This is a genomic window from Catellatospora vulcania (assembly GCF_009720385.1).
GTDB lineage: Bacteria > Actinomycetota > Actinomycetes > Mycobacteriales > Micromonosporaceae > Catellatospora > Catellatospora vulcania.
On the sequence record NZ_WARX01000001.1, the window covers coordinates 619,509 to 632,614 of the forward strand.

12 protein-coding genes are annotated in these 13,106 nt (G+C 71.5%); 10 read left to right on the forward strand and 2 right to left on the reverse strand.

Annotation, left to right across the window (positions count from 1 at the left end):
- Window positions 1–152 precede the first annotated feature (152 nt).
- From F6W97_RS22015 to F6W97_RS22050, 8 genes are all read left to right on the forward strand, one after another.
- Complete coding sequence (locus F6W97_RS22015; protein ID WP_155373042.1) at window positions 153–1,184, forward strand: carbohydrate ABC transporter permease; 1,032 nt, start codon at window positions 153–155, stop codon at window positions 1,182–1,184.
- Entirely contained in the window at window positions 1,181–2,095 is a 915-nt protein-coding gene (locus F6W97_RS22020) for a carbohydrate ABC transporter permease (RefSeq protein ID WP_155372311.1), read from the forward strand. Before F6W97_RS22015 ends, F6W97_RS22020 begins: the two co-directional genes overlap by 4 nt.
- Complete coding sequence (locus F6W97_RS22025; RefSeq protein ID WP_155372312.1) at window positions 2,092–3,510, forward strand: GH1 family beta-glucosidase; 1,419 nt, start codon at window positions 2,092–2,094, stop codon at window positions 3,508–3,510. Before F6W97_RS22020 ends, F6W97_RS22025 begins: the two co-directional genes overlap by 4 nt.
- Before the next feature lie 63 nt (window positions 3,511–3,573).
- Window positions 3,574–4,596: a LacI family DNA-binding transcriptional regulator gene (locus tag F6W97_RS22030; RefSeq protein WP_120318735.1), complete on the forward strand. Its 1,023-nt coding sequence runs from the start codon at window positions 3,574–3,576 to the stop codon at window positions 4,594–4,596.
- A gap of 566 nt (window positions 4,597–5,162) precedes the next feature.
- Window positions 5,163–5,954 carry an ACT domain-containing protein gene (locus F6W97_RS22035; protein WP_155372313.1) on the forward strand — a complete coding sequence of 264 codons (792 nt, stop codon included), beginning with the start codon at window positions 5,163–5,165 and terminating at the stop codon, window positions 5,952–5,954.
- 251 nt (window positions 5,955–6,205) lie between these two features.
- Window positions 6,206–7,156: a GNAT family N-acetyltransferase gene (locus F6W97_RS22040; protein WP_330164980.1), complete on the forward strand. Its 951-nt coding sequence runs from the start codon at window positions 6,206–6,208 to the stop codon at window positions 7,154–7,156.
- A gap of 132 nt (window positions 7,157–7,288) precedes the next feature.
- Window positions 7,289–8,701 carry a nitric oxide synthase oxygenase gene (locus F6W97_RS22045; protein WP_230686868.1) on the forward strand — a complete coding sequence of 471 codons (1,413 nt, stop codon included), beginning with the start codon at window positions 7,289–7,291 and terminating at the stop codon, window positions 8,699–8,701.
- Window positions 8,702–8,869: 168 nt separating this feature from the next.
- On the forward strand, window positions 8,870–9,811 hold the full coding sequence (locus tag F6W97_RS22050) for a polysaccharide deacetylase family protein (RefSeq protein ID WP_230686869.1): 942 nt from the start codon (window positions 8,870–8,872) through the stop codon (window positions 9,809–9,811).
- A gap of 117 nt (window positions 9,812–9,928) precedes the next feature.
- Here F6W97_RS22050 and bsaP read toward each other — a convergent pair whose 3' ends face one another.
- Window positions 9,929–10,129: a biotin synthase auxiliary protein BsaP gene (gene bsaP, locus F6W97_RS22055; RefSeq protein ID WP_330164981.1), complete on the reverse strand. Its 201-nt coding sequence runs from the start codon at window positions 10,127–10,129 to the stop codon at window positions 9,929–9,931.
- Complete coding sequence (bioB, locus tag F6W97_RS22060) at window positions 10,126–11,133, reverse strand: biotin synthase BioB (protein ID WP_155372317.1); 1,008 nt, start codon at window positions 11,131–11,133, stop codon at window positions 10,126–10,128. The genes bsaP and bioB overlap by 4 nt, the downstream gene beginning before the upstream one ends.
- Window positions 11,134–11,206: 73 nt before the next feature.
- On the opposite strand from bioB, the gene F6W97_RS22065 reads away from it, so the two are divergent.
- Together F6W97_RS22065 and bioD are read left to right on the forward strand one after the other, a co-directional pair.
- Window positions 11,207–12,343: an 8-amino-7-oxononanoate synthase gene (locus tag F6W97_RS22065; protein ID WP_155372318.1), complete on the forward strand. Its 1,137-nt coding sequence runs from the start codon at window positions 11,207–11,209 to the stop codon at window positions 12,341–12,343.
- Window positions 12,344–12,360: 17 nt separating this feature from the next.
- Window positions 12,361–13,074, forward strand: coding sequence for a dethiobiotin synthase (bioD, locus tag F6W97_RS22070; protein WP_155373045.1), 714 nt, complete (start codon window positions 12,361–12,363; stop codon window positions 13,072–13,074).
- Window positions 13,075–13,106 lie beyond the last annotated feature (32 nt).

The window sequence follows — 13,106 nt, forward strand, 5'->3', positions numbered from 1 at the left end:
CCCCCCCCCCCCCCACCCCGGCCATGGCAGTCGCAACCATCTGGGTCGCCCGCTACCGCAGTCCGTCGCATCGGCGCCGTCCCGCTCGCCGCGGGGGCCACCGTACGGACGGCGACCGCGGACTCCGCCGGCCGGCAAGCACAGGAGTGGTCATGACAGTGCAATCCTCCACGCGACCTGAGGTCGCGCCAGGGCAGCGCAGGGGTGGGTCGAAGCCGCCCACGGAACAACCGCAGCGGAGCAGGGGAGTGCTCGGGCGGCTCGACGTCAAGTACTCCCCGTACCTCTACATCGCGCCGTTCTTCGTGTTGTTCGGCGTCTTCGGCCTCTGGCCACTGATCTACACGCTGCGGATGTCGCTCTACGACTGGGACCTCGGCTCCACCGTCGAGACCGCGAAATTCGTCGGGTTCGACAACTTCACGATGTTCCTCGGCGACGAGGACTTCTGGAACTCGGTCGTCAACACGATCGCGATGTTCCTCATGTCCACGATCCCGCAGCTGATCCTCGCGCTGATCCTGGCCAACGCGCTCAACAAGCGCCTGCGCGGCCGCACGCTGCTGCGGATGGGCGTGCTGATCCCGAACATCACCTCGGTGGCCGCGGTCTCCATCGTCTTCACCCAGCTCTACAACCGCGACTTCGGTCTCATCAACTGGGTCCTCGGCCTGTTCGGGGTCGATCCGATCGAGTGGTCCGCGCACAGCTGGTCGTCGTGGGTCGCCATCTCCTCGATGGTGGACTGGCGCTGGACCGGCTACAACGCACTGATCTTCCTGGCCGCGATGCAGTCCATTCCGCGCGACATCTACGAGTCGGCGTCGATCGACGGCGCGTCGGCCTGGCGGCAGTTCTGGACCATGACGGTGCCCATGCTGCGGCCCACCATCATCTTCGTGACCATCATCTCGACGATCGGCGGCCTGCAGCTCTACGGTGAGCCGCTGCTGTTCACCGGCGGTGGCAACCCGCTGCTCGGCGGCTCCGACCGCCAGTCGCAGACGGTGACCATGTTCCTGATGGAGCAGTTCTACATGAAGTTCGAGCTGGGGCGCGCCGCGACGGTCGCCTGGCTGCTCTTCATCCTGATCATGATATTCAGCGTCATCAACTTCCTGTTCACCCGGAGTCTCCGGTCGGCCGACGGGAAGGCCAAGCAGAGGAAGGCCGTGAAGCTATGACCGCCACCGCTGTCCGGACCGGCGGTGCGGCCGCCCCCACCCCTGACCGCCGCCGTCGCCGCAAGGGCGGCGGGGCCGCCGAGCGGCTCTGGCAGGCCAGCCCGCTCACCTACGTCACCCTGCTGGCCGCGGTGGCGCTGTCGATGTTCCCGCTGTACTACATGTTCGTCATCGCGACCCGCACCAACGACGCGATCGGGCAGACCCCGCCCCCGGTGACCCCGGGCGGGCAGATCGGCGGCAACATCGACCGGCTGCTCGGCAACGACAGCGCGGCGTTCATGACAGGCCTGGTCAACTCCGCGATCGTCGCGACGGTCGTCACCGTGTTCGTGGTGTTCTTCTCGTCGCTGGCCGGCTTCGCCTTCGCCAAGCTGCGGTTCAAGGGCCGCAACGGCCTGATGCTGGCGATCCTGATCACGATGATGGTGCCGACGCAGCTGGGCATCGTGCCGCTCTACCAGATGATGTACGAGTGGGACCTGCACAACAAGCTGCCCTCGATCATCCTGCCGTTCCTGGTCAGCGGCTTCGGCGTGTTCATGATGCGCCAGTACGCGAGCCAGGCCGTGCCGGACGAGCTCATCGAGGCCGCCCGCATGGACGGCTGCAGCGTCTTCCGCACCTACTGGAACGTCGTGCTGCCGGGACTGCGTCCCGCCATCGCGGTGCTGGGCCTGTTCACCTTCATGGAGCAGTGGAACTCGTTCCTCTGGCCGCAGATCGCGCTGGGCGACCCCGAGAACCCGACCGTTCAGCTGTCCCTGCAGCGCCTTTCGCAGGGCTACTACAACGATTACTCCCAGGTGTTCGCGGGTACGCTGCTCAGTGTCGTGCCGTTGCTCGTGATCTTCATTATCTTCGGTCGTCAGATCATCGGCGGCATCATGGAAGGTGCAGTAAAAGCGTGACCACTCAGCAACACCCTCAGCTCGCCACGCCGACCGTGTCCTTCCCCCAGGACTTCCTCTGGGGTGCGGCCACCGCCTCCTACCAGATCGAGGGCGGCGCGTTCGAGGACGGGCGCACCCCGTCCATCTGGGACACCTTCAGCCGCACCCCCGGCAAGGTGCTCAACGCGGACTCCGGCGACGTCGCCTGCGACCACTACCACCGCAGGGCCGACGACGTCGCCCTCATGGCCGAGCTAGGGCTCCAGTCCTACCGCTTCTCCGTCGCGTGGCCCCGGGTGCAGCCCGGCGGCCGCGGGCCGGCCAATCAGAAGGGCCTCGACTTCTACCGCGGCCTGGTGGACGACCTGCTCAGCAAGGGCATCGAGCCCTGGCTGACGCTCTACCACTGGGACCTGCCGCAGGAGCTCGAGGACGCCGGCGGCTGGCCGGAGCGGGACACCGCCTACCGGTTCGCCGAGTACGCGGGCCACGTCCACGACGCGCTCGGTGACCGGGTGAAGTTCTGGACCACGCACAACGAGCCCTGGTGCAGCGCGTTCCTCGGCTACGGCTCGGGCGTGCACGCGCCCGGCGTGACCGACGGCGCGAAGGCCCTGGCCGCCGCCCACCACCTGAACCTGGGCCACGGCCTGGCGGTGCAGGCGATCCGGGCCGCGGTGCCGGACCGGCAGATGGGCATCACGCTGAACCTGCACTCGCTGCAGGCGGCCACGGACGCCCCCGAGGACCTCGACGCGGTACGCCGCATCGACGGCGTCGGCAACCGGATCTTCCTGGACCCGGTGTTCCGCGGCGAGTACCCGGCCGACCTGCTCGCCGACACGGCCGAGCTGACCGACTGGTCCTTCGTGCGCGACGGCGACCTGGCGACCATCAACCAGCCGCTGGACATGCTCGGCGTCAACTACTACACCCGGCAGGTCGTGGCCGGGCCGTCCGACGACGGCGCGCCGCAGTCGCACTGGCGGGCACCGTCGGCGTGGCCGGGCAGCGGGCAGGTCCGCTTCCTGACCCGGGAGCTCCCGGTGACCGAGATGGGCTGGGAGGTCGACCCCGACGGGCTCGTCGACCTGCTCAAGAGCACGCACGAGAACTACGGGCCGATCCCGATGTACATCACCGAGAACGGCGCGGCGTACGACGACCAGGTCGCCCCCGACGGCTCGGTGCCGGATCCGGACCGGGTCGCCTACCTGGACGCCCATCTGAAGGCGTGCCATGAGGCGATGGCGTCCGGGGTGCCCTTGCGTGGATACTTCGCGTGGTCGCTGCTGGACAACTTCGAGTGGGCCTGGGGCTACTCGCGGCGGTTCGGCATCGTCCATGTCGACTATGACACCCAGGTTCGCACGCCCAAGACCAGTGCACACTGGTACGCGGACGTGATCCGGCGCGGCGGGCTCGCCGCCTGACGGCACAGCAACCCGGGGCCGGCCACCGGCCGGCCCCGGACCTGCCCAGAACGAGGAGCATCGATGACGACGCAGCGCACCAGGTCTGCGGGGCGGCCCACACTGGATGAGGTGGCCGCGCTCGCCGGCGTGGGCCGGGGCACCGTGTCGCGTGTCGTCAACGGCTCGCCCCAGGTCAGCCCGGAGGCCCGCTCGGCCGTCCAGGAGGCGATCAAGGAGCTGGGCTACGTGCCCAACCGCGCCGCCCGAGCCCTGGTCACCCAGCGCACCGACTCAGTCGCGCTGGTCGTGTCGGAGTCGCAGGAGCGCGTCTTCACCGAGCCGTTCTTCGCCGGCATCGTGCGCGGCATCAGCTCCGCGCTGGCCGACACCTCCCTGCAGCTGTGGCTGGCCATGGCGCAGACCCAGGGCGAGCGCCAGCGCATCGAGAACCACCTCACCAGCCAGCACGTCGACGGCGTGCTGCTGGTCATGCTGCACGAGTCCGACCCGCTGCCGCAGCTGCTGCGCCAGCGCGGCCTGCCCACCGTGCTCGGCGGCCGCCCCGTCAACGTCGACCCGCAGATCTCGTACGTCGACATGGACAACGTCAACGGGGCCCGCGCCGCCGTCGAATACCTGCTGGCGTCGGGCCGCAAGCGGGTGGCCACCATCGCCGGCCCCCAGGACCTCGGCGTCGGCGTCGACCGCCTGGTCGGCTACCGCGCCGCCGTGCAGAACGCGGCGGTCGAGCCGCTCATCGAATTCGGCGACTTCAGCGAGTACAGCGGCGTCGACGCGATGCGCCGCCTGCTGGCCCGCCGCCCCGACCTCGACGCCGTCTTCGTCGCCTCCGACCTGATGGCCGCCGGGGCGGTGCGCGCCCTGCGCGACAACGGCCGCCGCATCCCCGAGGACGTCGCCGTGATCGGGTTCGAGGACTCGCCCGTGGCCCGGCAGACCGACCCGCCGCTCACCACCGTCTACCAGCCGGTCGAGGACATGGGCCGGCACATGGTCCGGCTGCTGCTCAGCCGCATCCGCGGCGAGGACCAGCCCACGCACGTCCTCCTGGACACCCACCTGGTCCACCGCAACTCGGCTTGATTGCTGGCGCCCGCCTCCGGCGGGCGCGGCGTTCGGCTGTGCTGCTGGCGCCCGCCTCCGGCGGGCGCGGCGTTCGGCCTCTCAGCCGGCGTCACGCGGCAGTCGTCGGCTTCGCTTCGCTTACCTCCTTGGTGCCGCGTGACGCCGGCGGCCGAACGCGTTGTGGGCGTGACCCTCGGTGGGCGTGACCCTTGGTGGGCGTGACCCTCGGTGGGGGAGAATTCATTCGTCGTCCGCTGGGTGGACACGCGTTGACGGGGGTCGGGGCGGGTGGAGAGGATATGGGTCCGCCCGATGTCGGGCGGTGTGATGCATTCAACATGATCGTTGTTTACCGGGTGATGGTGTGGTGTTACCGCACCATTTGCCCGTGATCAGCGATCATGGGTGGGTCCCGGGTGGCGGCAATGGCGGCGTCGGACCGGTGAAGATGGCGCTGACCTGCGGGTATGCGGTGGAGTTTGTTTCCCGCGGATACGGCGCCGCAATGCGTACGAAACGGTAATAGGGCAAGCTCGGACAGAGTTCCGGCACCAGCCCGCGTGCCGTCGTGGAGAGGAGCCGCCATGCTGCTGAGGGTCAGAGTCGCCCTGCCCGATCGTCCCGGCTCGCTGGGGCAGGTGGCCCGGACTCTGGGCGTCGCCGGCGCGGACATCGTTCAGGTGGTCGTGCTGGAGCGGCTCGGTGGCAGGGCTATCGACGACTTCACCGTGGTGTGGCCCGGCGGGGCCGGCGTGGAGCGCCTGCGTGCCGGTCTCGGCGCGATGCCGGGTGTGCGGGTCGACGGGATCTGGCGGGCGATCGGCGCGCCGGTCGCCGGGGCGTTCGACGCCGAGCTGCTCACGCAGGTCGCGTCCAACCCGAACGAGGGCCTGGCCACCCTGGTGGACACGGTGCCGGCACTGCTGGCGGCGGACTGGGCGATGGCGCTGCGGGTGCCGGCCGACTGGGCGGCCCGCGGGTCCGTGGGCATCGACGTGCGCCACGGCGCCGACGATATGGCCGTGCTGGGCGCGGTGCGCAAGCGTCCGGCGCCCCCGGTGGTGTACGCGAGCTGGCGCGCGCCGGAGCAGCTCCAGCTGCCCGAGGTCACGCCGCTGCGGGCCCGAGCGATCACCGGAGCCGACGGCACCCGGTATGCGCTCGCGCCGTTCGGCCGGGCGGGTCTGGTGCTCGTGGTGGCGCGGTCGGCCGACGCGGAGCTGCCGGTGGCGGCGTTCCACGCGACCGAGGTCGACCGGGTGGCGCAGCTGGTCCGAGCCGCCGCGGCGATCGTCGGCGACCGGCTGGACGCGGTGAAGGCGCCCGCCCCACGGGAGGCGCAGCGCACCTCGGAGGAGCCCGCATCAGCCGTTTGACCTGCTTAAACTCGTCCACCGTGTGACCTCGGGCATAGTGAGATCTTGACAAGGTCGCGTAACCGAGGCGAAACACGGCAAGCGCACGCTGAATCCTGTCGGTGGCGGCCCTCATCATGGAGGAACGTCGCCGGCAGGAAACGGAGCAGGTCATGGCGTTGTGGCGAGTGAGGGCGACCGTTGACGATCGTCCTGGGTTCCTGGCGGTGCTGACGGCGAGCCTCGCCCTGCGATCGGTCAACATACTCGCGGTGCAGGTGCACACCACCGAGGCCGGCGCCGTCGACGACTTCCTGGTGGACGCGCCCGACGCGCTGTCGGAGGACGAGCTGGTCGCCGCCATCGAACGCGGCCGCGGCCGCGACGCCTGGGTCAGCCGCACCGACGCGTACGGGCTGATCGACCCGCCGACGCAGGCGCTCGGCCTGGCCGCGCGGCTCGCCGCCGACCCCGACGGTCTGCACGGCGCGCTGTCCGGCCTGCTCGGCGGCAGCCTGGTCCGGCGCGAGCAGGGCGGCGCGACGGTGACCGGTCACGCCGACACCACGATGCGGCTGGCCGACCCGTTCACCGACTCCGGCGTGCTGGTCGTGACCAGGCTGGCCCCGGCCTTCACCCCGGCCGAGTTCGCCCGTGCGCAGGCACTGGTCGAGGTCGCCCGTGCGGCGCTGACCAAGCGGCTGGCCAGCGCGGTCGCGCTGCTGCCCGACGGCACCGAGGTCGCCTTCCGCCCGGCCGGTTCGGCGGACGTGTCGGCCGTCGACGACATGCATGGGCGCTGCGGCGACCGGAGCCTGTTCATGCGCTACCTCGCCGGCACCCGTGGCCCGAGCCGTGGGCGCCTGGCCCGCCTGCTGACCCCGGCCCGCGGGTGCACGCTGGTCGCCGAGACGACGGTGCCGGGCACCGCGGGCAGCCGCGTCGTGGCCGTGGCCAACCTGATCGGCGAGGGCGAGACCGCCGAGGTCGCGCTGCTGGTCGAGGACGGCTGGCAGCGGCGGGGCATCGGCACGGCGCTGCTGCGGCGGCTGCTGACGCTGGCGGGCCCGTCCGGCTTCCGGTCGGTCACGCTTCACACGCACTGCGACAACGACGCGATGCTGCGGACCATGAAGCGGCTGCCGCACCCGGCCCGGACGGACCGCGACGGCACCCTCATCAGCGCCACCATCGCCGTGTCGGAGCTGCGCGCACCGGTGTGACCAGGGGAGTGACCCGGAACGACCGTTGGTAGGCGGTCGCACACATTGTGCGATGGCTATGTTGACGGCCGGTCAACTATTTCACTCATGACCGCCCCTCACACACCTCCCGCGGGATACCGTGACGCACCGTTGACCGACTGGGACCCGGACCGTCCGGTCGACTTCGCCGAGGCCGAGGAGTTCCTGCGTGCCTGCTACGCCGAGCTGCCCAAGCTCGGCCCGGTCGAGCCCCGGCTGGCCGTGGTGCGCGAACAGATCGCCGCGCTGGGGACGTACACGCACACCCACGCCGAGCTGGTCCACGGCGCCCGGATGGCGTGGCGCAACGCCAGCCGGTGCATCGGCCGGGTGTACTGGCGCAGCCTGACGGTGCTCGACCGGCGGCAGCACCGTACGCCCGACAAGATCTTCGACGACGTCGTCAGCCACCTGCACATGGCCACCGGCGAGGGGCCCAACCGGGGCAAGCTGCGGGCCGTCATCTCGATCTTCGGGCAGGCGGTGCCCGGCCGTCCCGTCACCCGCCTGTGGAACGACCAGCTCATCCGGTATGCCGGCTACCGCAACGGCGACGGCATGACCGGCGACCCGCAGTACGAGCAGTTCACCTCGGCGGTCAGCCGGCTCGGCTGGACCGGCAAGGGCAGCGCGTTCGACCTGCTGCCGCTGGTGCTGCAGACCGGCGACGGCGAGCCCCACCTGTACGACCTGCCCGAGTCGGCGGTGCTGGAGGTGCCGCTGGCCCACCCGGAGTACGGCTGGTTCGCCGAGCTGGGCCTGCGCTGGCACGCGGTGCCCGCGATCGCCAACATGCGGCTGTCGATCGGCGGGGTGGACTACCCCCTCGCGCCGTTCTCCGGCTGGTACATGGGCACCGAGATCGGCGCCCGCAACCTCGCCGACGCGCACCGGTACAACCAGATCCCGGTGGTCGCGGCCCGGATGGGCCTGGACACCAGCAGCGAGTCCACGCTATGGCGGGACCGGGCGCTGCTGGAGCTGAACCGGGCCGTGCTGTGGTCCTTCGAGCGCGCCGGGGTCCGCGTCACCGACCACCACAGCGAGTCGCGCCTGTTTCTGACCCACGTCGAGCGCGAGCGCCGGGCGGGCCGCGACACCCCGGCGGACTGGACCTGGATCGTGCCGCCGATCTCGGGCGGGCTCACCCCGGTGTTCCACCGCTACTACACCGAGGCCGACCAGCGGCCGAACTTCTACCTCGACCGGTCCGCGCAGCAGCTGTCGCTGACCGCGACGGCGCAGGTGTCGGTGCCGGCCCAGCGCACCTCGCCGGAGCGGCGCACCCCCGCGGGCCCGGCGACCGCGGTCTGCCCGATCACCGGTCAGACCGGGCCCATGCCGGGCCTGGAGCCGGAGCCGCTGCCCGCTGACCAGGACTTCGGCCCGGACGTCGACCCGCATCCGGGGTACGCCGCCGATCCGGAGGCGACCGTGCCGATCCCGGCCGGGCCGGCGTCCGCGCCGATCACCGCCGAGCCGGTGCCGGTCCGCAAGCGCGGACTGCGCCGCCTGCTCGGCTGAGGAGCCCCGCACCCCAGTCGGATCTCGTGCACTTCGTGTGATTCCGGCGGCACGAAGTGCACAGGATCCGCAGGGTGCCCAGATATCGATCTTGGTGGAGGCTGCGATCTCGGCGTGGATTGGACTATGGTCGGTGGACGCTGAACCCCCGTCCCCCCAGGAGTTCGCATGCAACGACGCATCGCGGTTACCGCTGTGCTCGTAATGATCGCGCTCGCGGCCTGCGCCTCCCCCTCGGAAACCGCGGCCGGTGGCCCCACCCCCACGCCGACACCCGCCCCCGCGGTGACGCCGACGGTGGCCCCGACGCCGAGCTTCGCTGCGCCGAGCAGCTCAGCGGCGCCGACGGTCACGCCGGTCCAGCCGACGCCCAGCCCGGCCAAGCCGAGGCCGCCGGCGACGTCGGCCAAGCCGATCAGCTGCACCGGCAAGATCGCGCAGACCAGGCCCGCCGCGAGTGGCACCGGGCCTGGCGGTTCGGTGGTGGCGACCGGCACAGCCGCGGTCGCGCTGACCTTCGACGACGGACCTGACCCGATCAACACGCCCAAGATCCTCGACGCCCTGAAGCAGTGCGGCGTGAAGGCCACCTTCTGCGTCGTCGGGTTCCGGGCCAGGGACAACCCGGCGATGATCGCCCGGATCGCGGCCGAGGGTCACACCCTGTGCAACCACTCCTGGCAGCACCTGTTCGACCTGGCCAAGCGGGATGACGCGTACATCCGCAAGGACCTGGAGAACACCAACAAGATGATCCTGCGGGCCGCCCCCGGCGCGCGGGTCGCCTACTTCCGCGCCCCGGGCGGCAACTTCACCACCAAGCTGGTGAGGATCGCCGGCGAGCTGGGCATGAAGTCGATCTACTGGCACGTGGACCCGAGGGACTGGGAGAGCGCCAAGTACGGCAAGGGCACGGCGATGGTGAACCACGTCATCGCGGCGGTGGAGCGGGACGTGCGCCCCGGCTCGATCATCCTGTCGCACGACAACGGCAAACCCGACACCATCATGGCGTACCGCACGCTGCTGCCCTGGCTGAAGGCCCGCTACACCCTCATCGCCCTACCCGACGCCCCACCATCCCCAGCCCCGGCCACCCCACTGCCCTGACCCGCCAACCGCCGGCGCCGGCCGCCGGCCAGCCTGGCGCAACTCTTAAAGAGCCGCGCCATCCGGAAGCCGCTCTGGCCGCGACTCTTTAAGAGTTGCGGCCAGAGCGTCCGGTGTTCAGTGGTCGCTCAGGGTGCCGTGTTCCACGCAGCTTGCCGTCCAGCCTGCGGGTACGACCTGGACCTTCATGCGGCGGCGGCAGTGTGCGCAGTAGCGCGGCGGCTCCAGCTCGCGGGCTGCGTGGCAGCCGTCATGGGATCCCGCTCCGGCGGGCTCGCCGCAGCGGTCGCAGTACGTCGTCTCCACGGCCGGCCTCACAGCGTCGCGGACAGCGCCTTGACCGGCATCTTGAGCTCGGCCAGCAGCTCAAGGTCCGAGGTCGCGGGACGCCCCAGGGTGGTCAGGTAGTTGCCGACGATCACCGCGTTGATGCCGCCGAGCAGGCCCTCGCGGGTGCCCAGGTCGCCCAGGGTCAGCTCGCGGCCGCCCGCGTACCGCAGGATGGTGCGCGGCAGCGCGAGCCGGAACGCGGCGATGGCCCGCAGCGCGTCCTTGGGGTCCATCAACGGCTGGTCGCCCAGCGGGGTGCCCGGCCGGGGGTTGAGGAAGTTCAGCGGCACCTCGTCCGGCTCCAGCTCGGCGAGCTGCGCCGCGAACTCGGCACGCTGCTCCAGGGTCTCGCCGAGGCCGATGATGCCGCCGCAGCAGACCTCCATGCCGGAGTCGCGCACCATCTTCAGGGTGCCCCAGCGCTCCTCCCACGAGTGCGTGGTGACCACGTTCGGGAAGTACGACCGGCAGGTCTCCAGGTTGTGGTTGTAGCGGTGCACGCCCATGTCCACCAGGTCGTCGACCTGCTCCTGGCTCAGCATGCCCAGGCTCGCCGCGACGTTGATGTCGACGGCCTCCTTGATCGCCTTCACGCCGTCGCGCATCTGCTGCATGAGCTTGGCGTCCGGGCCGCGCACCGCGGCGACGATGCAGAACTCGCTCGCGCCGGTGGCCGCGGTCTGCTGGGCGGCCTTCACCAGCGACGGGATGTCCAGCCACACGGAGCGCACGGGCGAGGAGAACAGCCCCGACTGCGAGCAGAAGTGGCAGTCCTCGGGGCAGCCGCCGGTCTTCAGCGAGACGATGCCCTCGACCTCGACCTCGGGGCCGCACCAGCGCATGCGGACCTCGTGGGCCAACTGGAGCGCGGCGGGGATGTCCTCGTCGGGCAGCCGGAGCACTTCGAGGATGTCGGCCTCGTCGAGGCCTTGTCCCTCGGCGAGGACACGGGTGCGGGCGCGGTCGAGTACCGATACTGAGCTGGTCGACATGGGCGTACCCTACAACGCGGCCTGTTCGGGTCGGCCAAAGGCCGAGTAACTCCAGACATGGATGGGTTGGCACATGGGTGACTGGCTGACGACGCTACGGCGTAAGGCCGACCTGCGCGAACGCGCCGGGTTGCGCCGGGAACTGCGTCCGCGCGCCGGTGGCGACGCGCTCGTCGACCTCGCCGGCAACGACTACCTCGGGCTGTCCCGCCACCCGCGGGTGCGGGCCGCCGCGGCAGCCGCCCTGGACGAGTACGGCCTCGGCGCGACCGGCTCGCGCCTGGTGCGCGGCAGCACCGACGTGCACACCGCGCTGGAGACCGCGCTCGCCTCCTGGCTGGGCGCCGAGCAGGCGCTGGTCTACTCCAGCGGCTACCTGGCCAACCTGGGCGCGATCCGGGCCCTGTGCGGGCCGAACACGCTGCTGGTCTCCGATGCCCACAACCACGCCTCGCTGATCGACGGGTGCCGGCTGGCCGGGGCGCAGACCGTGACGTACGCCCACGGTGACGTCGCCGACGCGGCCCGGCTGCTCGCGGCGCATCCCGGGCGGCCCGTGGTGGTGCTGACCGAGTCGGTGTTCTCCGTCGACGGCGACCTCGCCCCGCTGGCCGAGCTGCACGCGGCGGCCCGCGCGCACGGTGCGCTGCTGCTGGTCGACGACGCGCACGGGCTCGGCGTGGTCGGCCCGTCCGGGTCCGGCGGAGTGGTCGCGGCCGGGATCGCCGGCGAGCCCGACGTGATCGTCACGGCGACCCTGTCCAAGTCGCTGGGCGGCGCGGGCGGGGTGGTAGCCGGGCCCGCCGCGCTGATCCGGCACCTGGTCGACACCGGCCGCACCTTCATCTTCGACACGGCGCTGCCGCCCGCGATCGCCGCCGGGGTGGCCGCAGCCCTCGACCTCGCCCGCGACGGCGAGCCGCTGCGTGCGGTGCTGCGCGAACGGGCCGCCGCGATCCGCGACACGTTCCGGGCAGCGGGCCTGACGGTCACCGACCCGGCGGGCGGCGTGGTGTCGGTGCAGGCCCCGTCGGCCGAGCTGGCCTGGGCCTGGGCCGGGGCCTGCCGCGACAAGGGCGTGGCGGTAGGGTGCTTCCGCCCACCGTCCACTCCGGACAGTCGTTCCCGGCTGCGGCTGACGGTCAACACAGGCGTGCCCGCGGATGACTTCGCGCGGGCTTTGGAGATCATCGTGGAGGTGCGGCCGTGACGGCGCTGACGGGAATCGTGCTGATCACGGGCACGGATACCGGTGTGGGCAAGACCATCACCACGGCGGCGATCGCCGCCGCGGCGACCGCTTCGGGGGTACGCACCGCGGTGGTCAAACCCGCCCAGACCGGCATCGACCCTGCCTACGGCGAGGTGCCCGACATGGCGGTCGTGGCCCGGCTGGCCGGTCCCGCCACCACGGTCACCCTCGCCGAGTACCCGGACCCACTGGCGCCGACCGCCGCCGCCCGGGTCGCCGGCCTCCCGCCGCTGGACATGTTCGAGATCCTCGACCAGATCAAGTCCATCGCGGCCGAGCACGAGCTGACCCTGGTCGAAGGCGCGGGCGGGCTGCTGGTGCCGATGGGCCTGCACCCCGGCGGCGCGGTGTGGTCACTCGCCGACCTCGCGGTGGCGCTGTCCGCACCCGCGGTCGTGGTCGCCCGAGCCGGGCTGGGCACGCTCAACCACACCGCGCTGACGCTGGAGGCGATGGCCCGCCGCGGCATCCCCGCCCGGGTCGTGCTGGGCTCCTGGCCCAGCCGCCCCGAACTGGTGCACTACGCCAACCTCGCCGACCTGCCCGAGGACCTCGACGGCCTGCTGCCCGAGGGCGCGGGCGGCATCGAGCCCGGCGTCTTCCGCCGCAGCGCCCCCGGCTGGCTCACCCCCGCCCTCCACGGCGACAACGACGACCCCCGCACCCTCACCGACCTCGACGAAGACTGACCCCACCACCGCCCCGCGCCCCGCGCCGCGCG